A 23,441-nucleotide genomic window follows, 5' to 3' on the forward strand; every position below is an offset into this window, starting at 1 on the left:
ATTTAATAAAGTGCTATTCCTATCAAAAGTAATAAACTAACTCCTAATAATAGTCCCACTACAAATATAAAGCTTACTAAAAGAAATTTAGTAATGGTTTTAAAACGTCTTTGTCCATAAAAATTGCGCATGGATTTGTACAAATAGAAAGGTCCAATAAACCAAAAAAAGAGTTGAGTGAGGTTTATATAACCAAAAGTGATCCATTTAATCAAGAATAGAAGAATCATGCTCAAGAAAATAAAGGTAAATACATGGAATGCAAAAACCAAATGTTCCATATAAGTGAATTCCCTGCGCGCATAAAGCAACCAAAGAAATAAAGTTAAAACAGGTGTAAACAGAAATAGAAATACCGGCAGTTTAGGTAACATGATATCTATTAAAATAGAAGGATCATTGCCTATCTTATCTATGAACGTCATTTTTTCATAAAGTGCTTGATTGTATCTGGTATTGTTGTGTTTCATTTTAACCAATGCCGTTTCTGGATCAGATATTTTATGTGTTGTGTAGAAGGTCTGATAATAGTCCATTTGCTCAAAAAAGCGTAAAAAGGAACTTAGACTGTCCATTTCGCTTTGTGTGAAGGATTCAATAACTGCTGCTTTTTTTTCACCTTTTAGGTTAGTGATGCTATCTGTAGCTTTGGTATTTAAAATAGAGTCCTCTTGCTGCTTGATTTCTTCAGCATATTCTTCTCTTATTTTTTTTGCAATAAATTTACCAGCATAGGAGGCCTCTTCAATTTCTTGTAATTCCTTTTCTGTGACTTTATCTTTATCTGACACTTTAACGGAGAGCAATCCATTCTCTATCTCTATATCAGCATTATCATTCCTCACATTTGCAACTGCTTTTTCTATCTGGTCATCGGTAAATAGTTGAACCAATTCCTGTGCTTGTATCATTAAAAAGAACACAATACACACACTCAAGAAAAAGCGAAACGGATTTGCATAACTAAAACGTTTACCGGCTATAAAGTGCTTACTTACATATCCTGGTTTGAATAACAAATGTTTAATCGTACGCCAAATGCGGCTGTCATAAGAAAACATATTAGAAAAGAACTCACCAAAGAAATCCTTAAGAGCTAACGGCTTCTTAGAATTGAGTTGTCCACATTGATGGCAGTATTTATCTTCTACATCAAGTGGTGTAGCGCAGTTAAGGCATTCTTCCCCTCTGTATTTAATATGCGATCTGGTGGTAGGTTTCATGAATGATGGTTGGTCGCTGGTAAAGGTAGTTAATTCGTTATATTTTGCGAATTAGCTTCACCTATACCTATCAATTGATCATAACGACCGCCTAACTCTCTGTAATAGGCAAGTACAGAATACTGGTTTTCCGTTTGCCATTTGTTGCCACTTATAAAGCCTGTATCTTGCGATCCGTTCTCATAAATTACGGTATAACGGTAGTTGTAAAAACCTTGTTTTAACAGTATGATAGCTTCGTATTTTCCAGACTTTTCATTATAGATAGCCTCGTTTTCGGGCTGTAATTCAAAGGCATTATAATTCCCCATGATGTAAATTTTTGCGTTTGGTGGCAACTGTATTCCTTGTGTATCTAGAGCAAAATGAATATTGACATACTCTGCTTGCACATCATTGTCTTCATTATCTAAAGTTGTTACCAGATAATTACCGTTGATGTCTGGATTAAAAGTATACTCAAGATTTTTACGCGGCCCGTCCACAAACAGATAAGCATTGTAAAGTTCTCCTTTGCGTACAAAATCTATATTCATGTTAGGAGATCTGAAATCTCTATTTTCAAAGTTGAGAAATTCATTTCCTGCCCAAAAAGACGTTTGTTCATCATATCGATATACTTGCTTATTTCCTAAATTAAACTGAGGCTTTATATCTGTGATGGTGGTGTTTAAATCACTGTTTTGAATAATCGCTACTTGAAGCTGATCATTTGGGTTGATAAAATTAATTTGTTTAGAATCTATAAAAAACTGCACACGTTGCTGAGTCAAAACATAATTCAAATCACGTGCGCGTTTGATTTCGACCCCTACTACAGATTTTTGATCCAAGACCATAAATTTTCTAGAGAAAACAAGTTCTTGGTTAGAATTATAAATATGTATCATGTAATTGCCACTTACTTTGAAACCTTGTGTAAACTGATTCGGTATTCTTAAATCATAATGAGAATAAGGCTGGATGGTGGTAAATGAATTGCGGTAATTAAATATGCGCATGTCATCGATTCCTAAAAGAAACTCATTTTTAAAGAGCTGGCTAGGTTTCCAGTCGTAATCATAATGTTCAAACTTATAATAGTAATCGGCCTCATCTCCTATGACATCGTCAAAACTCATTTCAAAGGCATCGCCCAAGTTGAATATGGGCAGCATGTTTTCAGGAGGTTTATTAAAGGTCACTGATTTGATATAATCAGGATCATTGATCAGTTCTTTTTCAGTCTGTGAGTTCACAGTGAAAAAGATTAAAAAAACTGTAATAAGGAATAAAATATACGACTTCATATAAGTTGGATTGAAAGGTATAAATATAGAGGAATTGCTGGTAATAGTTGCGTTTTCGCGAAAGCGATGCCAAAGTAAAGGAAAATATCTATTTAGAACATATCTAAATAATATTAAGAGTATATTATCAGGGCTTTATTGCGTAAATTTGCAGACTTTTAAAAAAGATTAAATATAACATCCTATGTCAAAGGACATTAGAGTAAGAAAAGGGCTTGATTTAAAGCTCAAAGGTGAGGCTAGCAAGAATATTGTTACTGCCCCCCATTCTTCTATTTATGCCATAAAACCTGCTGATTTTCATGCGGTTGTTCCTAAATTAATTCTTAAGGAAGGAGCAACGGTTAAAGCTGGTGAACCTGTTTTTTATTCCAAATATGATGAGAAGGTAAAATTTTCTGCTCCAGTGAGTGGAACTATTACTGAAATTCTACGTGGTGCAAAAAGACGCATTCTTGAAGTTAAAATTACGGCTAACGCAAGTAATCAAGCTATAAATTATGGGAATGTCGACCTGTCTACTGCAACTGAAGATCAAGTGAAAGACCTGTTGTTAGAAAGTGGTTGCTGGCCATTTATTATACAGCGTCCATATAGCATTATAGCCAACTCTGAAGACACACCTAAATCTATTTTTATATCAGCATATGCAACGGCTCCACTTGCGGGAGATCCAGAAGTATATCTTGCAGATAAGATGGAAGATTTTCAAGTCGGTATTACTGCTTTAAGCAAATTGACTAGCGGGAAAGTACATCTTTGTGTAGGCAAAGATTCTGCTATCAAAGGTGGTAAAGACGCTGAGGTGCATACCGTAACAGGATTGCATCCTGCAGGTAATGTAGGTGTGCAAATTCACAGGCTTGATCCCATCAATATGGGTGAACGCGTTTGGACGGTAGGTCCAGAAGATGTAGCCACTATAGGTCACCTTTTCCTTACTGGAGAGTTTAAACCAGAAAGAACAGTTGCGTTAGTAGGTACTGATGTAAAAGAAGCAGATCGCAAATACTATAAAACTTTAGTAGGGTCGCAAGTGAATACTATAGCCGGAACAGTAGATACAAATCACACACGTATCATTTCAGGTGACGTGTTGACTGGAGATAAATTGAGCAATGATCAGTTTTTGAACTATTACCACAATACGCTAACTCTAATTCCAGAAGGTAATGAATACGCTTTCTTAGGTTGGATGCCATTTACCCGCAACAATGTACCCTCTAATGCAGGTACCTCTTTTTCTAAATTACTAGGAGGAAAGCGCACCGTGGATACCAATCTTAATGGGGAAGAACGTGCACTAGTTGTGACTGGAGAAATGGAAGAAATGTTGCCTATGGATATCTATCCATTGCAACTAATTAAGGCCTGTATGGCAGGAAATATTGAACAAATGGAAAATTTAGGAATCTACGAAGTAGCTCCAGAGGATTTTGCATTAATTGATTTTACAAATACGTCTAAACTAGAGGCTCAAGAAGTGATTCGTCTAGGATTAGATTTAATGATAACAGAAGTAGGATAAATTATGAAATGGGTTAGAAACAAACTAGATCAAGCAAGAAAGCCATTTGAGCCTGGGCAAAAATTTGAAAAATTTGCTCCGGCGATCAATGCTTTTGATACTTTTTTATACACTCCTAATCACACCACTAAAAAAGGAGCACATATACGTGATGTTGTGGATTTAAAGCGTACAATGATCACTGTTGTATTTGCTTTAGTACCAGCACTTCTTTTTGGTATGTGGAATACAGGGGCTCAATATCTGTATCAAGACTTGGGCCTTGCAAACGTTACAGATGTACCGTTTTGGGATGCTTTTATAGAAGGTGCGATACTAGTTACTCCATTAATTATTGTGAGTTACGTAGTAGGATTAACCATCGAATTTATTTTTGCGATCTATAGAGGTCACGAGGTCAATGAAGGTTATTTAGTAACGGGTTTATTGATTCCCATGATATTTCCAGTAGATATCCCTTTATGGATGCTGGCTATCTCTGTGGCTTTTGCAGTATTGATAGGAAAGGAAGCTTTCGGTGGTACGGGAATGAATATTTTGAATCCTGCACTGACGGCTCGTGCATTTGCATTCTTTGCGTATCCTTTGTATATGTCAGGTAATGCCGTGTGGGTCCATAATGGCGCTATGGACGGTATGTCTGGAGAAACTATATTAGGTACGCTTGCTCAAGGTAAATCGGTTGCTTATAGTTTTATGGATGCGGCAACAGGTTTTATACCAGGATCTGTATCTGAGACATCAACTATTGCAGTTTTATTAGGAGCAGCAATTTTAATTCTTACTAAGGTGGGTAGCTGGAGAATCATTTTAAGTGGTTTTGCAGGTGCAGCAGTGATGGGATTAATTTTTAATGCTTTTGGTCTTAATTCCTTAATGCAATTCGATTGGTACATGCATCTAGTAGTAGGTGGCTTAGCTTTTGGACTTGTGTTCATGGCTACTGACCCAGTTAGTGCTTCACAAACCATGAAAGGAAAATGGATATACGGTTTTCTTTGTGGATTTTTTGGCGTCATGATACGGGTATTCAATCCAGCATATCCAGAAGGAATTATGCTAGCGATATTATTAATGAACGTATTTGCGCCAACTATTGATCATTATGTGATTCAAGGAAATGTGTCTAAACGTAAAAAACGCCTAGCAAAAGCAAAGGTTCAACTTCAAACAGCTTAGAAATGGATAGAAATTCAAATGCTTATACTTTCTTATTTGTGATACTGCTTATTGCGGTAGTGGCAAGTGCTTTAGCCTTAACGGCTACGTCATTACAACCGGCGCAAGCAGAGAATGTGAAGAACGAAAAAATGCAAAATATACTCGGTACAGTAGGTATTGAAGTAGCAAGAGACAGTGCTGAGATTCCTTTTGAAAAATACATTATAGAGCGCATTGCTTTAGATAATAAGGGTAATGAGAGAACAGACGTAAATGCTTTCGATATAGAACTTAAAAAAGAATTGAAGAAGCCAGTTGCAGAACAAGCTTTTCCACTTTATGTTGCAGACGTTGAAGGATCCAAATATTATATTGTTCCACTTAGAGGTAAAGGTCTTTGGGATGCTATTTGGGGATACGTTGCTCTTAAGGAAGATGTAAACACTATAAAAGGTGCGGTATTTGACCATAAAGGGGAAACACCTGGTCTAGGTGCTGAAATTACACAGGCGTGGTTCAAGGAAAGTTTTACTGATGAGAAAATTATGGGCGCAAGTGGTACCTTTGTAGGCGTTGACGTAGCAAAAGGATACCAAGGAGGCGATAATAAAAACGATAATGCAGTAGACGCTATTTCTGGTGCCACAATTACCGGTGATGGTGTTACAGACATGATTTCAGAGCGTCTGGTAAACTATTTACCTTACTTTAAAAATAAGACTAACGTAAAAGTGGCATATAACTAGTTTATTAGTTTCGCTTTCGCGAAAGCGATATAAAAACAACCGCAATGGCTGAAAATAAAGAATTAAGTAAAAAAGAAGATTTGATTCTTTTTCTATCGGATACCGATGAGAGAGAAGGACTTCTAGGTAAGAAAAATAGAAAGTTACTTTCTGATCCACTTACAGATAATAACCCCATAACAGTACAAGTTTTAGGTATTTGTAGTGCATTGGCAATTACTGTTAAATTAGAGCCTGCAATTGTAATGTCCCTAGCGGTGATGGCGGTGATGGCCTTTAGTAACATGATCATTTCTATGTTACGTAATTCTATCCCATCTCGTATCAGAATTATCGTGCAGTTGGTAATTGTTGCTGCTCTCGTAATTCTTGTGGATCAAATTTTAAGAGCTTATGCTTATGATGTGTCTAAACAACTATCGGTTTTTGTTGGATTAATTATTACGAATTGTATAGTAATGGGACGTCTGGAAGCTTTTGCTTTAGGAAATGGCGTTTATAAATCATTCCTAGATGGAATAGGGAATGCAGCGGGATACGCCTTTATACTTATTCTAGTGGCTTTCTTCAGAGAGTTTTTAGGATTTGGAAAGTTATTAGGTTATCAAATCATCCCAGACTCTTGGTATGAAGCTGGTTATTCTAATAACGGCTTAATGTTATTATCGCCCATGGCTTTGATAACAGTCGGTCTTATTATCTGGGTGCAACGTAGTCGCAGCAGATCTTTAATAGAACAAAATTAATTTAAGAAATCGAACAAAATGGATTTAATCAACATTTTCGTAAAAAGTATTTTTATAGAGAACATGGTTTTCGCCTATTTCTTAGGTATGTGTTCTTACTTAGCCGTTTCAAAGTCGGTTAAGACCGCCGTAGGTCTTGGAGCTGCAGTAGTATTTGTTTTAGGTATTACAGTGCCTATTAACTGGTTATTAGACACCTATTTATTAAAGCCAGGGGCTTTAGCATGGTTAGATGCTGAGTATGCCAGTATAGATTTATCATTCCTTAGTTTTATCATGTTTATTGCGGTAATCGCTAGTATGGTGCAACTGGTAGAGATGGTGGTAGAACGTTTCGCTCCGGCATTATATGGTGCATTAGGTATCTTTTTACCTCTTATTGCTGTAAACTGTGCCATTTTAGGAGGATCTCTATTCATGCAACAAAAAGATTTTTCAGGAATCTCAGAAGCTGCGACTTATGGTATAGGAAGCGGTATAGGTTTTTTCCTTGCGATTTTAGCTATTGCCGCTATACGGGAGAAAATCACTTACTCAAACGTACCAGCACCGCTACGTGGACTGGGAATAACATTCATCATCACAGGACTTATGGCCTTAGGTTTCATGAGTTTTATGGGAATAGAAATTTAAAAAGAAAACATCGTTATGGATTCTAACATGATTACAGTTTTAGCAAGTGTTTCAATATTTTTGACACTTATCTTATTATTAGTGTCCCTTCTATTAGGAGCAAAATCTAAATTGCTTCCTTCTGGGCCGGTTACTATTAACGTTAACGGAGAAAAAGATATTACTACAGGCTCGGGAAGTACGCTTCTTGGAACTTTAGGGGATAATAAATTATTCTTGCCATCTGCATGTGGTGGTGGTGGTACATGTGTGCAATGCAAATGCATTGTTACTGAAGGTGGTGGTTCTATTTTGCCTACAGAGGTACCTCATTTTACAAGAAAAGAAATTGCTGCTGGATGGAGACTTGGTTGTCAAGTTAAAGTAAAGCAGGATATGAAGATTGAAATTCCTGAAGAAGTTTTTGGGATCAAAAAATGGGAAGCAACGGTTGTTCGTAATTACAACGTAGCTTCTTTTATCAAAGAATTTGTCGTTCAACTTCCAGAAGACATGCATTATGAAGCGGGTGGATATATACAAATTGAAATTCCTAAGTGTGAAGTGCGATTTGAAGATATGGACATCACCGCTCATCCAGAAGAGCACGATACACCAGATAAATTTAAAGCAGAGTGGGAAAAATTCAATCTATGGCCTCTGGTAATGAAAAATCCGGAGACAGTAGAAAGAGCTTATTCTATGGCTTCCTTTCCAGCTGAAGGTCGTGAGATTATGTTAAACGTGCGTATTGCTACGCCACCATGGGATAGAGCAAAGAACGGATGGATGGATGTGAATCCAGGTATCGCTAGTTCTTTTATATTCAATCAAAAGAAAGGTGATAAAGTAGTTGTTTCTGGACCTTACGGTGAATTCTTTATCAATCACTCTGAGGCAGAAATGCTTTATGTAGGTGGTGGAGCAGGAATGGCTCCTATGCGTTCTCACTTGTACGAGCTCTTCAGAACACTCAAAACTAACCGTAAGGTGACTTATTGGTACGGAGGTCGTTCCAAAGCAGAATTGTTTTACATAGAACACTTTCGTTCCTTAGAACGCGAATTTCCTAATTTTAAATTCTATCTAGCACTTTCTGAGCCAGCTGAAGGAGATAATTGGAAAGTAAAAGAAGACATCGATTCTGAAGGTGATGGATTTGTAGGCTTTATTCACCAGGTGGTTATAGATCAATACTTAAACAAACATGAAGCCCCAGAAGATATGGAGGTATATTTCTGTGGACCGCCATTAATGAATAACGCCGTTGGTAAAATGGCAGAGGATTTTGGTGTGGATCCTGAGAATATACGTTTTGATGACTTTGGAGGATAGATATAGCATCATTCTTACATTAAATATTAAAGCCTGATCTAAGTAAGATCAGGCTTTTTTTTGCTCCTTATTTAGACGATTTAAAGAAACCTTTAGATTATAAACTTTGCGTTAAACATAGGTCTTCATCATCCTTTTCCAGTTCGATAATTGGCATTTTAAATACTCTTTAAAGTGGATATAGGTTATAAATCGATGGTGATACTTGTTTGGCTCTACATAAATAAAGGCGCAACGATTTTAATAGCCAATTCCTATGAATGGAAAAGAATTGTTTATTGGTTTCGTTTAATAACAATGTTTAATTTGCAAGCCACAGATGTTATTGTTGTAAAAGGTACTAGTGAAATTTGTAGTTTTATGATAAGAGACGATCCAAATACTCAGGGAGTTCTTTCAAAGTAGCCCTTTCCACACTTTATCGGTATTTTTAAGTGTTTCACTTGGTCTTAAATAATGGTTTTTAACCGATCACATCTATTAAATGAACGCTATAAAGCGCTGTTTATCGAATGGTTAAGGTTTATTTATCCAATAACATATGGTATTTTGATTGCTTTTTTTCCTATGCACGCATCTAGAATACGCATGTATTTTTAGTATTTCTGATATATTTTCGTTAACAGGTTATTTTATTCGTTGAAAGTTGCTTTTTCAGATGTTTTGAATGGTGTACAGAAGCAGGAATCCTACTATAATTGTTGAGTAATCAGGGATAACTATTATCTGATTGTTAAATAATCTAGATATACTAAACATTTGTTAAGCACACAATTCATGAAAAAATACCTACAATTAGTAATTTTATTTGCAATGTTGCCTGTTTTAGGTCAAAACATTGATTATACAAGTAATGTAACTGGGTTCTTCGGGGATTGCCCAGATAGAAGCGGCAATGAAGAGTATACTTGGAACGGATGGCTTTCTGATGATTTTGATGTTACAGAAGATGCAACAGGTTGTATAACTAACGAATCTAACGGTCCAACGACCCACGCAGGAAATTTCCTTACAAGAACCAGAACTAATATAGCTTCTACTCAAATCATAACAAGATTTGACGGTTGGGAAGACGACAGTAATGACAACGGAAATGGAAACGGAAACGGAAACGGAAACGGAAACGGAAACGGAAACGGAAATGGAAACGGAAATGGAAATGGAAATGGAAATGGAAATGGAAATGGAAATGGCGGTAGTAGAGTTGATCTATGTAACTATGATAGTGCTGTTGACGACTGTCGAGTGCAAAAAACAAGTTATTTCAGTGTCACAGATGCTGTGGAGAATGTTTCGCAATCTAGAAATTGGAGATGTGGCACTTCCAAAATGAACATGAGGGTTTCTTTCTCTTATCAATACGCAACTACTTCTTTAGAAAATGCTACCAGCTATAATGGGACCTTCACAACTGATGGAGACCTTCCTTTTTGGGGAGCGCAAGGAGCTTGGGGTAATTCAAATGAGAATACCGCTGCTTCTGGATCTATAGACGACCATCAAACTTCTTCTTTTAGTACCACAGTCACTTGTATGACAGAAGTAAGTTTTAATTGGAGAGTTTCTTCTGAAGCTTCTTATGATTTTTTAAAGGTATATGTAAACGGGAACTTAGAAAGACAAATTTCTGGAGAGACAAATTGGGCTACAGTAACATTACCTCTTGATCGTGGAACGAATATTATAACATGGGAGTATGCTAAGGATGCTTACGTTTCTGAACATTTAGATAGAGGTTTTGTAGATGATATTAGTTTTAACAATAACGAGCCAATTTACGCTGGTTCTATAGATGGGGCACAATCCTTTTGTGCAGGTGAATTACCTAATGCTTTAGGAACTGTAAATTACACGAACACTTTATATAATGGTTTAACTCAACAATGGCAGCAGAATGTTGCAGGAATCTGGGTGGATTTAGTAAATGAAAATGATGGGAGTTTAGACTTTAATGCTCCTTTAACTGGATCAACTACTTTTCGTAAGAAAGTAAGCGATACTTGTGGTAATGCCAATTACTCTAATGAAATTGTAGTGACGATGACGGCGAGAGATGTGGCAGAGTTTAGTTATGCAAGTATTTCTTTTTATCCAGAGGATATAACGGCAGTACCTCAGTTAGGTGCAGCTACTGTTTCAAATGGATTTTTTACAGGAACAAATGGTCTTGTGATAGATCCTTTAACTGGAGTTGTTGATGTGGTGGCATCTGCTTTTGGAGCGTATCAAGTAACTTATACTACTGATGGGGATTGTAGCGGTGCAGAAACGGTAGATATCAAAATAGAAAAGGATTTTATTTTTAACAATGGCGCATGGACCCCAAATGATCCAAGTGATCTAAACAACCCTTCTACAAGAGATCACAGCATTCAAATAATGGAAGATATTGTTTATGGGGACCAACTTATCGCAAAAAACATTATCATAGCACCAGCGGTTTATGTTTCCTTTACTAGTGATGTGTCTGTCTACAACAAATTAGATAATCAAGGGAACATGATTAGCACAAGAAGTTTCACAGCAGCTGAAGTAAATAATACAGTAGCTTGGTTTTCTAACAAAGCATCTTTTGAAGTTCTTGCGGTTGAAAATTCCAACCTGGTACTTACAGGGAACTATATCATCAATAGCAAGCTATTCAATAATGATGCGACTTCCACATCTATAGTTGACGCTTCTAATGCTGATGTGATTTTCAGATCGACTGCTGATAAAACGGCTGTTATAGACGGTGCTTTTATAAATGTTATTGGAAGTGTTGATACAGAAAACTTTATGGAAAGCCGCAGATCATTCCGATTCTTATCATCTTCAGTTAGTTCTACTACCTCTATATATCAAAATTGGCAAGAAAGTGGAGACGACCTTATTGTGGGACTAGGTACTCATATTACTGGGGCTGGTGGGACTGCAAATGGTTTTGACACCAGTGGTTCTAACAACCCTTCTATGTTTGGGTATGATAACCTAAATCAAAGCTGGATACCACAAACGTCTACCAATCAACAACAGGATGTTTTTACAGCTGGAAAACCATATAGATTATTGGTAAGAGGAGATAGACAGACGGATTTAACTTCTAATTCAAGTGCTCCTTCACAAACCGTTTTAAGAGCAAATGGAACCTTAGAAAATAGCAGTAAAGTAGTAAATGATATAGCGCTAAATTCAGGCGAATATATGATGATAGGAAATCCATACCAGTCTAATTTAGATTTGGCATCAGAGTTAAGAAAGCTCCTAACTAATAGCTCTATCGATCTTACTGCTGTAGATCCTAATTTTTACTATGTATGGGACGCCTTAGGAAATCAAGAGGGAGTTTATAGAACGTATGACTTAGTGACAAATAGTTTTGTAGGAGCGCAAATACCTAATTCCAGAATGATACCTGGTACTATAGCACCTGGTCAGTCCTTTTTTATAGCTGCTTCAGGAGCTGCAAACGGGAATGTGATTCTTAACAGAACTTCAAATGATACTCCGTTAATACCGGGTCTTAGAAACCAAATAAATTCTAACTCCTCTTTAATGATCTCTTTATTTGATAACACTAGTACTACATCTGCTGCAGCCTCTATAGATGGATTGATGATTAGATTTGAAAACGGTTCTAACAACGGTGTTGATAATAGCGATGCAGTTAAATTTAGCAATATCGATGAGAACATGGCTAGACAACATACTAGTGGTTCCTTATTGAGTATAGAGAACAGAGCGCTTCCTTTTGATGGAGAAGAGCTTCAATTATTTAACAACAACTATAGAAACACTAACTATATTATTGAAGTAGCTGCAACCAACCTTGGTCAAGTTCAAGGGGTGCTTGTGGATAACTTAAACAGCACTAGAACTATTTTAAACGAAGGTCAGTCCACGAGCTACAGTTTTACAGTGGATAATGCTAATGCTCAAAGCATCGCCTCAGATCGTTTTAAAATTGTATTTGAAAACACGACTTTAGGTGTTGATGATGTGATCACAGATACTACAGGAATTAAGATCTATCCTAACCCAGCAACTGGAGACTTTGTGACCTTAGATCTAGGTCTTAAATCTAGTGATGCACAGGTAAGTGTTTATAATGTTTTAGGTCAATTGGTAAGCACGCAAGAAACTAAAGGCCTGTCTAAGCTGACTATTCATACGAGCGACTTATCTGCAGGAACGTATCTAGTGAAAGTTGTTGTAGACGGTCAGAAATATGTAGAGAAATTATTAGTGAAGTAACTTATTGGGAAATTAGAAGCTTACACTGTTATGTAAATCCTTAATCATGAAAATGGTTAAGGATTTTTAGTTGTATCACTTTCGCGAAAGCGGAACAAACATCCAATTTCAACGGTTTCATCATTAACTTATAGGAGCAAATAAGAGGTGCTACTTCATAAAGATAAGGTTGAATTCATTATTTAACTCAGCTAATGTTCCCAGCTTACAATTCTGGAAGCAGGCGTACCTGTTTTAATAAACTATTTGAGCAACGAGCTAAAAAAAAGCCATCGCAATTGCAATGGCTTTAAATTATTATTTAAGTTATAGGTTACACTTTTCTTTTACTTGAACCGTAGTAAGCAATGTAACCGTAGCACAATAAAAGAACAAGAAAGGCAATGCTTAAACCTGTTCCAGTAGTATTTCCATCAACGTCTGTACCAAAAGCATCTGCTATTGTACCAACTAACTTCGGAATAAACGCGCCACCTACTATTCCCATCACGAGAAGACCTGAGGCTTGCGCTTTTAAGTTGTCTAAGCCATCTAAAGCAAGGCTAAATATAGTTGGAAACATGATAGAATTAAACAAGCCTACCGCTAGTATAGCAAACATGGCTGTTGTGCCACTGCTGCTTATAGAAATCAAAATCATCGCGATAGCTAGTATGCCAAAAGCCATCAATAATTTGCCGCTGCTTATAAACCTCATTAACAAGGCCCCGACAAACCTTCCTATCATCGCTCCACCCCAATAAAGAGTTACAAAGGAACCTAGGATAGCATTAGCATCCACCTCGCTGATGTCTTTCCCTATAAGAAGGAAAGAAGATAAGCTGCTTAAAAAGTCGCTATTTTTTATGGTCGTTATGACATCTAATTCTTGAAAATAGTTCACTAAGAAACTACCTATAGAGACTTCTGCTCCTACATACATGAAAATAGCTAAGACTCCTAGTAAAAACCTTTTGTTAGATAGCAATTTGGAATAGCCGTCTTTAGGAGCTTTTTGTAGGAGAGAAGGTAGTTTGGTAAAGCCAAATATAGCTGCAAGTGTAAAGAGTACCCCTGCAATGATAAGAAAGGGTTCCTGAACTGTTAATGCCTCTCCAGCGTAATAAGTAATTTTATCTGAATCGGATAATTTTGAAATACCTTCACTAGACATCACGCTATCACTCAGTAAGAATAATGCTCCAGCTATAGGAGCGAGTAGGGTTCCAAAACTATTAAATGCCTGTGATAGGTTCAACCTGCTAGAAGCCGTCTTTTCATCACCCAGCAGTGTTACATATGGATTTGCAGCAACCTGCAGCAATGTAATTCCAGCAGCTAATGTGAAGAAAGCGGTTATAAAAATCCAAAACTGTCGGTAGCTGGCTGCGGGATAGAATAAGCAACAAGCAACTCCCATGACTATAAGGCCGGTAACAATGCCTCTTTGATAGCCTATTTTTTCCAATAAAAAACTAGACGGAATAGCAAAACAAAAAAACGCGCCGAAAAATGCAAACTGAACCATTATGGACTGCCCATAACTTAGTTCAAACACATCCTTTAACCTGGGAACTAAGGCATCTACTAATACCGTTATAAAACCCCACATAAAGAAAAGGGTGGTTAAAAAGGCAAAGGCTGACGTATAATCTTTTTTATTACTCATACTAAATAGGTTGCAATTAATGATTTTAAGACTTTAAATAGGCTCTTGATTCTATTCTGGTATTTATAGAGTTTTTATATTCCATTCGAGCAAACCCCGGATGTATGCAATAACTACCCGTTTCACCAGCTTTATTTATGGCAATGTAGGCTACTTGAAAGTGGTCTATTTGATCGTTTTTTAAGACGATTCTGTTTAAAGCCTCTTCACAGGCTTCTTGAGGACTTTTCCCTTGTCGCATGAGCTCGACAATTAAAAAGCTGCCCACATTTTTCATGATCTCTTCACCCATACCCGTAGCCGCTGCACCGCCTATTTCATTATCTATAAACAGTCCAGCACCTATAATAGGAGAGTCACCTACACGACCCTTCATTTTATAAGAAAGACCAGATGTGGTGCAAGCACCAGCAATATCACCATTTTGATCCATACACAGCATGCCTATGGTATCGTGATTTTCGATATTGATGATGGGTTTGTATTCGCTGGTTTTGAGCCATGTGCGATAAGCTTTTTCTGAAGATTCTGTGAGTAATTGTTCCTTTTGAAAACCGTATTTGTATGCCAGTTCTTCAGCACCTTGAGAAGCGAGCATTACGTGTGGCGTTTCTTCCATAACAATTTTTGCAAGTGCTGCAACATTAGTGATGTTCTCTACACAAACCACAGCGCCGCAATCGCCATTAGAATCCATAACACATGCGTCTAGTGTCACATTACCTTCGCGATCTGGAGTTCCGCCTTTCCCTACGGTTGTGTTTTTAATATTTTCTTCTTCAACAGCAACACCTATTATGGCAGCGTCTAGAGCTGAAACTCCTGCATCTAGCGCTTTTCCAGCAGCGTCATTAGCTTTTGCAAACGCCCAAGTGCAAATGGCAATGGGTTGTTTTTTATCGGTCATAGTGGAGGGAGATTTGTCTACACAAGCTAGTAATGTCGCTCCTAGGGAAAGGGCAACACCAGCTTTAGTACTTTTAATGATGAATTTACGTCTGTTCACGAGCTCGAAAAATACGATTTTAGCAATTAAAAACTCGAAACTCTTTCAAAAGGAATATTAAAGAGGCTTAAAAGCCATCGCTTTAATCTCGATCAATAAATGTGGATGCGGTAATTGATGCACGGCAACAGTAGTTCTGGTAGGACCATTAAAATCAAAAAACTCACCGTACGTAGTATTGTAACCGCCAAAATCATTCATGTTTACTAAGAACGTAGTCACGTCAACAACATCTTTTAAAGAGGCACCTTCTGTTTGTAAAATGGCATCTATGTTTTCAAGTACCGCAGCGGTTTGCGCTTTGATGTTAAGGTTGGTTGTTCCCATTTCGTCCACTGCTACACCTGCAAAAGTATTGTCTGCCCTACGACTACTAGTTCCTGAAACAAATAAAAAATCACCCACCCGTTTGATATGTGGGTAGTTACCTCTAGGTCTTGCTTTGTCTTGTAATACTGCCATGGTTGTTTTTAATTATTGGTATAAAGATGAAGATTTAATTTTATACGTGAAAGGTTTTCAAGAACTATACCCCATAGGTTTCCAAAATCTTTGGGTGTTTTCAATTATCGATGCGCTTCTTTAAAAACTTCTAGTCCATCAAAACATTTGATAGCTTCTTTGTTTATAAATGTTGTATCATCTGAAAGATAATCGCGATAGGAAGTCCAAGGATATTCTATCACACTATTGGAATAACCGTGTTATACTGGATTATTATGAAAATATATTAAGGTATTATTTAAATACTGCTCACTTTCAATTTTTTCCTGAACTTTCTTCTAGATAAGCTACCACTTTTGTTTTGTTGCTTATTAAAAGCTTTTACATAACTATTAAACAAATTACTAAAAGCCTGAGATGCCAGTTTCTCATTAGAACCAGTCTTTATTTGAATTAAGAAATGAAAATGCTTAGGCATCAATGCATAAGCATAAACAGGAGCAACTGCAATTATATCTTTCAAAAGGCTGTAAGAAAAATAAATAATTACTTACTTTCGTTTTTAAACAGGCTAATTTCATCATTACCTCGATGGTAGATATGATAGTATTGATCCGGTTCTAGAAGGTCGTATTTCTCTCTATCTTTATCAGCATTAGCAGACCCCAAAGGTTTTGAAAACCTTTGGGGTTTTTACTATCCTGATTTTTAAATTACCCACGCAGCCAAAGAACTTCCTCCGTTTTCTCCTTGATTTTAAGGAGTAAAGTATCCAAGTCGTCATCTACGGCGATCATTTCTTTTTCTAACAACCATAATATAGCTTTGTCTTGGGCACGCCCTTTAAGCATCGCATCTCGGTAACTGATTCCTTCTTGCGGGAAGGTAACTAAGGAGTATTTAGATTGGTATTCCGCTTTCGCAAAAGCGGACTCTAATCGCATTTCAATCTGACGTTTTAACTGGAAGTTAGGATTAGCTACGCTATCTCGCATCTCTACAAAATTGTCTAGAGCAAGATCTGCAATAGCATCAGCATCTGGTTTTCTCTTTGTTGAAAAAGCGGTGAAGGCATCGGCCCAAGATTCGTTTTGGTCCAGCATCTGGTCAAAAACCACGACGTCTTCAAAACTAGCATTCATTCCTTGACCGTAAAAAGGAACAATCGCGTGTGCCGAATCCCCTATAATAAGACTCGTACCGTAAGCTGACCATGGGGAGCAACGTACAGTTCCTAGTGGTGGTGCTGGATTGGTATGGTATTGCTCTACTAAATCTGGAATGTGTTCTACCACATCTTTAAAGTAGGTGTTGAAGAAGTCTTTTATTTCTTGGTCTGTTGTAATACTGTTAAATGCAGGTCCATCACCATCATATTGCATGAATAAAGTCAATGTAAAACTACCATTTAGGTTAGGCAAAGCGATCAACATAAAACCACCACGTGGCCAGATGTGTAAGAAGTTTTTTTCTATACGCCACTTTCCATTTTCTGCAGGCGGAATGCTGAGCTCTTTATATCCGTGAGGCAACCAGTTCATGCCTTGAGAAAACAAAAAGTCGCGTTGTTTCATCATCGCCTTGCGCACCACAGAACCAGCTCCATCAGTTCCTAAAAGGATGTCAGCTTTCCATTCTTTCTCTGTTTCTGTTTCTGAATCTTGATAGGTGACAGAAGCATTTTTTAAATCTACGGCAGTTACCTTATCATCAAAGTCTATTTGTACGTCATCGTACTTTTCAGCTTCGTCCAGCAGAAGTTTGTTGAGTTCTTCTCGTGAGATCGAATTGATATATTCTCCTTCACGGCCGCTGTAGTTGGAAGCAAAGGTACTTCCTTCTATATCGTGAATCAATCTTCCGTTCATAGGGATACACAACTCGCGTACTTTTTCTTCAAGGCCAACTAACTTTAATCCAGCTAGACCACGATCAGAAAGTGCTAAATTGATAGAGCGACCACCATCTACAATTGCTTTACGCATATCGGGACGTTTTTCAAGAATATCTACATGATATCCTTTTTGTGCGAGTCGCAAACCCAAAAGTGAACCGCAAAGTCCAGCTCCGGTGATGAGTATTTTAGTTTTTTTGTTAGTTGTTTTCATTTTGTAAGTACTAAGTAATTAGTATGTAGTATTAGGACGTTTTATAAGGAGTCTCTTACATCTCACTCTTTAAAACTTCTACAAATCTCCAGCAATCTTCATAGTTGTTATATAAAGGAACAGGTGCTACTCTAATAACATCTGGTTCCCGCCAGTCGGCAATCACACCTTTTGCAGTTATGGCCTCAAAAAGTGATTTATCTGCATTTTTAACCGCTAGTGATAACTGGCAACCGCGATCTTTAGCAGTACTAGGGGTGATAATCGAAATACGGTCGTCTTTGAGTTCCTTTAAAAGGTACTCTAAATAACCGGTAAGCTTTATGGATCTCTCTCGAAGATGGTCAAAACCTGCCTGTGCAAATAAGTCTAAACTAGCCCTTATCGCTACCATACTCAATATGGGAGGGTTGGATAGTTGCCAACCTTCGGCACCGGGCATAGGTTCAAAGTCGTCTCGCATTTTAAAACGGGTATCTTTATTATGTCCCCACCAACCGGTGAATCTCGGTAAGTCCGTATTGTTAGCATGACGCTCGTGTACAAAACAACCACCTAGACTACCAGGTCCAGAGTTCATATATTTGTAAGTACACCACACGGCAAAGTCGGCTGCAGAGTCGTGCAGCTCTAAATTTACATTTCCAGCTCCGTGTGCACAGTCAAAGCCTACCATAGCCCCAGCTGCATGTCCCAAAGAGGTGATTTTTTTAAGGTCAAAAAACTGGCCTGTATAATAATTTACAGCACCTACCATGATCAAAGCAATACTATCGCCTTGTTCTTTTAATAAGGTTTCCAGGTCTTCTATTCTCGGGGTATGCTCGCCAACTCTCGGTGACCACTCTATGATGTTCTCTTTATCATCATAACCATGAAATTGTACCTGAGAAGCTACCGCATAGCGATCACTAGGAAAGGCATCGGCCTCGATAATGATTTTAGTGCGCTTGCCCTTAGGTTGATAAAAACTAACCATCATTAGATGCAGGTTAGTCGTTAAGGTATTCATGATAACTACTTCGTGAGGTTTTGCTCCTACCACCTGAGCCGTAGTTTCGGTTAAGATCTCATGATAAGGCATCCATGGATTTGCGGCATGGAAATGTCCTTCAACCCCTAGTCGTGCCCAATCATCTAGTTCTTGATCGAGATAAGCTTTCGTCTGACGCGGTTGCAGTCCTAACGAATTTCCACATAAATATATAGACTCTGTTCCGTCTGTATGTTTTGGTATGTAGAAGCTTTCGCGAAAGCGAGACAAAGAATCTTCACGATCTAACTGTAAAGCAAAATTACGATCTGTTTTAAAAGTCATTATTTGGTTTTAGTAATTGCGATACCGGTAAAATTAATACTGGTAGTGCCATCTGAAGAGCGGTGATCTGTTGCAAAAGTAAGGCCTTCAATAGTTTTAAATTTTTCAAAAGTAGTGATCATAGAAGGAGTGCTGTCATTTCCTCTGCGGTATACCCATTCTTTAAATTTGTGGTCATCGTCATAATAGATATCATAAGCATCCCCTGGAGTATAGCCGGCTTTATTATTATAAAGTATGCTAATCATATCCATTGTGTCTTTTGATATAGGGGCCGTTTGAGATTTCTTTTCAGTGATAGTTGTTCCTTGATCCCAGACAAGTTTAAATTCAGGAATCAACCAATACACATCATTGATAAAAGCGCGATCAGAACTAATTTGAAGGCTGTCTAATTTGGAGTCGCGATTGTAGCTAATGGTATCTCCTAAAGCGATCAACTGTACGTCGTTAGTGTTAGGGTTCCAAGTCCAATTTCTAGTCAACACCGTTTTACCTGTTTTACCTACGTTAAAGCTGAATTTGATTTCTTCTACCTCATTCCAGCTTTCCAGACCAGCTATTTTTGCTAGACGTTGAGAAGTAGAAAGCTCTGTTGTTTTTTCAGAAGCTGCCGTCTCTGAGTCAGTACTTGTTGATGTTTCATTTTTACAACTGCTTATCATTGCAATGGCACAAAGAACTAAAAAGGTATTTTTCATCGGAAATATATTTGGTCTAAAAATACAAATTATAAGGGGTTACTAAATGGTAAAGCTTTGTGAATAATCTGAATAAAGATTATGCTAAAACGTAGCTTTGCAGCATGAAAGTGAAGTGGGTAGAAAAAAATAAAATGAGTAAAGGGCGCAGAGTGAGTATTATTCTCGTCCTAGGTACTTTAATCGCGGTAGGACCATTTTCCATAGATGCCTACTTGCCCGCTTTTAAACAAATTGCTGGTGATTTTAAAGTAGATACTAGTGCTATAGGTATTACATTGACCACTTATTTTATAGGTATAGGTATAGGACAGTTAGCTTACGGCCCGTTAATGGATCGATTCGGTAGAAGAAAGCCATTGATGTTTGGACTGGTCTTATATATTGTAACCAGTCTTATGAGTGCTTATGCTTGGGATGTGACTTCTCTAGCAACTTTGAGGTTTTTTACTGCGCTTGGAGCTTGTGCAGGAATGGTAGCTAGTAAGGCCATAGTTAGGGATTTATTTGATGAAGAAAAAGTGGCAGATGTACTCTCTACTTTAATGTTAATCATGGGAATTGCTCCTATTATAGCTCCTACCATTGGCGGTTTTGTGATCAAGCATTATCATTGGGAAATGATTTTTTATGGGTTAGCAGGCTTTGCTACCTTGATGTTGCTCAATGTTATTTTTGTACTTCCAGAAAGTTCTAAACCTAATCGGGCGACCAGTTTACATCCTATTCCGGTGCTGCGGGAATATATAGGTATCTATAAACACAGAGACTTTTTTGTCTTTGCCACAGCTCGTGGTTTTGTAATAGGCTTACTGTTAGGTTACGTAGCAGCGGCACCATTTATTTTTATGGATTACTTTGATATGAGTCAAGAGAACTTTGCCTACATCTTCGGTAGTAATGCGGCTGGATTAATAGCCGGTAGCCAGTTGAACCGACTCGCCCTTACTCGATTTACTACATTTCAAATAACTTATGTGGTGAGTTTGTTATTGGTGTTGATCACTGGTTTTGGTTTTATCTATGTTTGGAATTTTACGCCTGTATTTTGGGTGGTGTATCCTACCTTGTTTATGATGATGATGTGTATAGGTTTTCAAAACCCAAATGTCACGGCTCTTGCTTTGAATCCGTTTACCAAGCGCGCCGGTAGTGCCAGTGCCTTTGTAGGTGCGGTAAGTATGATTTTTGGTTCGATAGCCAGCTGGTATGTGTCTCGATTTGTAACTGTTTCTTTATTTCCTCTGTTTGCCATGCTTTCAGGTGGGGCACTGCTCGCTCATATCGCAGTAGAATATTTTAGGATGAATTATGCTCAGGGTTACGCTTTCGCGAAAGCCTACTTAAAACACCCTTATAAGTTTAAAAAAAGAGAAGACCAATTATCAGACTTTTAGATAGAGGGGATCGCTATTATGTTCCAAGTATATAGAATAACCAAAGTCTTCTGATTCCCCAAAAGCGTTTTTAAACATGACCTTATTGATGTAGCCGATTCCTTTTTAATGGTGAAGTATCAGAGTTTGATGTTTATTATGCTTTCCTAAAAAGAGATCAACTCATCATAGAGGCTCAATAGACAAGGCTTTTAAAGCAGCTTTTGAAATAGGGTTTTATAACAGTGGAACTAGGAAACTATAGAATAGGTAGAACTATCAGTCATTATTCTGACATTAGAAGCCCTATTGATATCCGAGCCAGCAAGCTTTTAATGGGTTAAAGGGGATAAGGTATTTGAAGGTAGTAACTTGTTGGGTGATGCAGATGCATCGTTAACAAAATTTTGGAGCGGTATAAATAGATCTTATAATTACCAGTTAAGGAAATCTAAAGGAGGTCTTTGCACCTTCTAATTTTTTTAAATCAAAGAAACACTTGCTTAATGACTGGTTTTATCTATCACTTTCGGCTGTTTTGTTATTTTTAAGATAGAGGTATTTATGTAGCGGTTATAACGCGGCCGCGGGGAGGAGGATCGTTTAGCTCAAGATGGGGCTTATATGTAAAGAGTATATCAAATCATTTCAAATAGTAGTTTACTGTAAATGAGGTGTTTGTTTTTCATTTCAAATTATTTTCATTTTTTCTCATTAAAAAGTTTGGTTTGTAACAGATAGTGTCTGTATATTTGCACCCGCTAAGGAAAACAGGTATATGTTTAACGAGGCAAATGTTCTTCAAAAAAGGCTAAAAGATCAACAATAAAATCGTGAAGATTTATGGTAAGATTTTAGTTTTAGATTTTGAAGATGTTCATTGAGATATTGATTGACAGCACAAATTAGAGTTATCACTTTAGGGTGGTAATTATAGTTATATAATAAATTTAGATAAGCACAATGCTAATTAAGTAGTTTCAAAAAAGCATCATATATTAAATGATCTTTAAAAAGATTCGACGATGAAGAGTTTGATCCTGGCTCAGGATGAACGCTAGCGGCAGGCTTAACACATGCAAGTCGAGGGGCAGCATATCTAGCTTGCTAGATGATGGCGACCGGCGCACGGGTGCGTAACGCGTATACAATCTACCTATTACTGAGGGATAGCCCGAAGAAATTTGGATTAACACCTCATAGTATTATTGAATCGCATGATTTAGTAATTAAAGGTTACGGTAATAGATGAGTATGCGTCCTATTAGCTAGATGGTGAGGTAAAGGCTCACCATGGCTACGATAGGTAGGGGTCCTGAGAGGGAGATCCCCCACACTGGTACTGAGACACGGACCAGACTCCTACGGGAGGCAGCAGTGAGGAATATTGGACAATGGGCGCAAGCCTGATCCAGCCATGCCGCGTGTAGGAAGACGGCCCTATGGGTTGTAAACTACTTTTGTACGGGAAGAAACCTCTCTACGTGTAGAGAGTTGACGGTACCGTAAGAATAAGCACCGGCTAACTCCGTGCCAGCAGCCGCGGTAATACGGAGGGTGCAAGCGTTATCCGGAATCATTGGGTTTAAAGGGTCCGTAGGCGGGCTAATAAGTCAGTGGTGAAATGCAGGGGCTTAACTCCGGCACTGCCATTGATACTGTTAGTCTTGAATTATTGTGAAGTGGTTAGAATATGTAGTGTAGCGGTGAAATGCTTAGATATTACATAGAATACCGATTGCGAAGGCAGATCACTAACAATATATTGACGCTGATGGACGAAAGCGTGGGTAGCGAACAGGATTAGATACCCTGGTAGTCCACGCCGTAAACGATGGTTACTAGCTGTTCGGTACGATTGAGTACTGAGTGGCCAAGCGAAAGTGATAAGTAACCCACCTGGGGAGTACGTTCGCAAGAATGAAACTCAAAGGAATTGACGGGGGCCCGCACAAGCGGTGGAGCAT

17 protein-coding genes and 1 rRNA gene (1 of these 18 cut by a window edge) are annotated in these 23,441 nt (G+C 37.8%); 9 read left to right on the forward strand and 9 right to left on the reverse strand.

Going from position 1 to position 23,441, the window contains the following annotated elements; all coding sequences use genetic code 11:
* Window positions 1-2 precede the first annotated feature (2 nt).
* On the reverse strand, window positions 3-1,223 hold the full coding sequence (locus F0365_RS07595) for a DUF3667 domain-containing protein (protein WP_169933151.1): 1,221 nt from the start codon (window positions 1,221-1,223) through the stop codon (window positions 3-5).
* A gap of 29 nt (window positions 1,224-1,252) precedes the next feature.
* The gene (locus F0365_RS07600; RefSeq protein WP_240961947.1) at window positions 1,253-2,461 is read right to left on the reverse strand and encodes a DUF5103 domain-containing protein; all 1,209 of its coding nucleotides are present in this window, start codon (window positions 2,459-2,461) and stop codon (window positions 1,253-1,255) included.
* 235 nt (window positions 2,462-2,696) lie between these two features.
* Between F0365_RS07600 and F0365_RS07605 the strand changes: the two genes are divergently transcribed.
* From F0365_RS07605 to F0365_RS07635, 7 genes are all read left to right on the forward strand, one after another.
* Window positions 2,697-4,040: a Na(+)-translocating NADH-quinone reductase subunit A gene (locus F0365_RS07605; RefSeq protein ID WP_169933153.1), complete on the forward strand. Its 1,344-nt coding sequence runs from the start codon at window positions 2,697-2,699 to the stop codon at window positions 4,038-4,040.
* A gap of 3 nt (window positions 4,041-4,043) precedes the next feature.
* Complete coding sequence (locus F0365_RS07610; protein WP_169933154.1) at window positions 4,044-5,219, forward strand: NADH:ubiquinone reductase (Na(+)-transporting) subunit B; 1,176 nt, start codon at window positions 4,044-4,046, stop codon at window positions 5,217-5,219.
* Between the two features lie 2 nt (window positions 5,220-5,221).
* Window positions 5,222-5,947: an NADH:ubiquinone reductase (Na(+)-transporting) subunit C gene (nqrC, locus tag F0365_RS07615; RefSeq protein ID WP_169933155.1), complete on the forward strand. Its 726-nt coding sequence runs from the start codon at window positions 5,222-5,224 to the stop codon at window positions 5,945-5,947.
* Window positions 5,948-5,991: 44 nt separating this feature from the next.
* Window positions 5,992-6,693: an NADH:ubiquinone reductase (Na(+)-transporting) subunit D gene (locus tag F0365_RS07620; protein WP_169933156.1), complete on the forward strand. Its 702-nt coding sequence runs from the start codon at window positions 5,992-5,994 to the stop codon at window positions 6,691-6,693.
* 18 nt (window positions 6,694-6,711) lie between these two features.
* Window positions 6,712-7,326 (forward strand): NADH:ubiquinone reductase (Na(+)-transporting) subunit E, encoded by a 615-nt coding sequence (nqrE, locus tag F0365_RS07625; protein ID WP_169933157.1) that lies wholly within the window; start codon window positions 6,712-6,714, stop codon window positions 7,324-7,326.
* A 27-nt stretch (window positions 7,327-7,353) separates the two neighbouring features.
* A complete protein-coding gene (nqrF, locus tag F0365_RS07630; protein WP_169934798.1) occupies window positions 7,354-8,640 on the forward strand; it encodes an NADH:ubiquinone reductase (Na(+)-transporting) subunit F in 1,287 nt (428 codons plus the stop codon).
* A gap of 777 nt (window positions 8,641-9,417) precedes the next feature.
* Window positions 9,418-12,873, forward strand: a complete 3,456-nt coding sequence (locus F0365_RS07635) for a T9SS type A sorting domain-containing protein (RefSeq protein ID WP_169933158.1) — start codon at window positions 9,418-9,420, stop codon at window positions 12,871-12,873.
* A gap of 313 nt (window positions 12,874-13,186) precedes the next feature.
* On the opposite strand, the gene F0365_RS07640 is transcribed toward F0365_RS07635, so the two are convergent.
* From F0365_RS07640 to F0365_RS07670, 7 genes are all read right to left on the reverse strand, one after another.
* Complete coding sequence (locus F0365_RS07640; protein ID WP_169933159.1) at window positions 13,187-14,521, reverse strand: sugar MFS transporter; 1,335 nt, start codon at window positions 14,519-14,521, stop codon at window positions 13,187-13,189.
* Window positions 14,522-14,546: 25 nt separating this feature from the next.
* Window positions 14,547-15,527 carry an isoaspartyl peptidase/L-asparaginase family protein gene (locus F0365_RS07645; protein ID WP_169933160.1) on the reverse strand — a complete coding sequence of 327 codons (981 nt, stop codon included), beginning with the start codon at window positions 15,525-15,527 and terminating at the stop codon, window positions 14,547-14,549.
* Between the two features lie 57 nt (window positions 15,528-15,584).
* Window positions 15,585-15,989 (reverse strand): RidA family protein, encoded by a 405-nt coding sequence (locus tag F0365_RS07650; RefSeq protein WP_169933161.1) that lies wholly within the window; start codon window positions 15,987-15,989, stop codon window positions 15,585-15,587.
* A 280-nt stretch (window positions 15,990-16,269) separates the two neighbouring features.
* Window positions 16,270-16,494: a hypothetical protein gene (locus tag F0365_RS07655; RefSeq protein ID WP_169933162.1), complete on the reverse strand. Its 225-nt coding sequence runs from the start codon at window positions 16,492-16,494 to the stop codon at window positions 16,270-16,272.
* Between the two features lie 190 nt (window positions 16,495-16,684).
* Window positions 16,685-18,079: an FAD-dependent oxidoreductase gene (locus F0365_RS07660; RefSeq protein ID WP_169933163.1), complete on the reverse strand. Its 1,395-nt coding sequence runs from the start codon at window positions 18,077-18,079 to the stop codon at window positions 16,685-16,687.
* A 55-nt stretch (window positions 18,080-18,134) separates the two neighbouring features.
* A complete protein-coding gene (gene kynU / locus F0365_RS07665; RefSeq protein WP_169933164.1) occupies window positions 18,135-19,397 on the reverse strand; it encodes a kynureninase in 1,263 nt (420 codons plus the stop codon).
* Window positions 19,397-20,098 carry a selenophosphate synthetase gene (locus F0365_RS07670; RefSeq protein WP_169933165.1) on the reverse strand — a complete coding sequence of 234 codons (702 nt, stop codon included), beginning with the start codon at window positions 20,096-20,098 and terminating at the stop codon, window positions 19,397-19,399. Before F0365_RS07670 ends, kynU begins: the two co-directional genes overlap by 1 nt.
* A 134-nt stretch (window positions 20,099-20,232) precedes the next feature.
* Here F0365_RS07670 and F0365_RS07675 point away from each other — a divergent pair, with 134 nt between their 5' ends.
* Window positions 20,233-21,495 carry a multidrug effflux MFS transporter gene (locus F0365_RS07675; RefSeq protein WP_240961948.1) on the forward strand — a complete coding sequence of 421 codons (1,263 nt, stop codon included), beginning with the start codon at window positions 20,233-20,235 and terminating at the stop codon, window positions 21,493-21,495.
* Window positions 21,496-22,496: 1,001 nt separating this feature from the next.
* Window positions 22,497-23,441 (forward strand): 16S ribosomal RNA (locus F0365_RS07680) (it continues 581 nt past the right edge of the window).

The organism is Nonlabens sp. Ci31 (genome assembly GCF_012974865.1).
Taxonomy (GTDB): domain Bacteria; phylum Bacteroidota; class Bacteroidia; order Flavobacteriales; family Flavobacteriaceae; genus Nonlabens.

What these genes read in the sequence shown, in the direction of transcription:
- F0365_RS07595 (WP_169933151.1), bottom strand. Translation starts at nt 1,223, where the DNA reads ATGAAACCTACCACCAGATCGCATATTAAATACAGAGGGGAAGAATGC.
- F0365_RS07605 (WP_169933153.1), top strand. Translation starts at nt 2,697, where the DNA reads ATGTCAAAGGACATTAGAGTAAGAAAAGGGCTTGATTTAAAGCTCAAA.
- F0365_RS07610 (WP_169933154.1), top strand. Translation starts at nt 4,044, where the DNA reads ATGAAATGGGTTAGAAACAAACTAGATCAAGCAAGAAAGCCATTTGAG.
- nqrC (WP_169933155.1), top strand. Translation starts at nt 5,222, where the DNA reads ATGGATAGAAATTCAAATGCTTATACTTTCTTATTTGTGATACTGCTT.
- F0365_RS07620 (WP_169933156.1), top strand. Translation starts at nt 5,992, where the DNA reads ATGGCTGAAAATAAAGAATTAAGTAAAAAAGAAGATTTGATTCTTTTT.
- nqrE (WP_169933157.1), top strand. Translation starts at nt 6,712, where the DNA reads ATGGATTTAATCAACATTTTCGTAAAAAGTATTTTTATAGAGAACATG.
- nqrF (WP_169934798.1), top strand. Translation starts at nt 7,354, where the DNA reads ATGATTACAGTTTTAGCAAGTGTTTCAATATTTTTGACACTTATCTTA.
- F0365_RS07635 (WP_169933158.1), top strand. Translation starts at nt 9,418, where the DNA reads ATGAAAAAATACCTACAATTAGTAATTTTATTTGCAATGTTGCCTGTT.
- F0365_RS07640 (WP_169933159.1), bottom strand. Translation starts at nt 14,521, where the DNA reads ATGAGTAATAAAAAAGATTATACGTCAGCCTTTGCCTTTTTAACCACC.
- F0365_RS07650 (WP_169933161.1), bottom strand. Translation starts at nt 15,989, where the DNA reads ATGGCAGTATTACAAGACAAAGCAAGACCTAGAGGTAACTACCCACAT.
- F0365_RS07660 (WP_169933163.1), bottom strand. Translation starts at nt 18,079, where the DNA reads ATGAAAACAACTAACAAAAAAACTAAAATACTCATCACCGGAGCTGGA.
- kynU (WP_169933164.1), bottom strand. Translation starts at nt 19,397, where the DNA reads ATGACTTTTAAAACAGATCGTAATTTTGCTTTACAGTTAGATCGTGAA.
- F0365_RS07670 (WP_169933165.1), bottom strand. Translation starts at nt 20,098, where the DNA reads ATGAAAAATACCTTTTTAGTTCTTTGTGCCATTGCAATGATAAGCAGT.
- F0365_RS07675 (WP_240961948.1), top strand. Translation starts at nt 20,233, where the DNA reads ATGAGTAAAGGGCGCAGAGTGAGTATTATTCTCGTCCTAGGTACTTTA.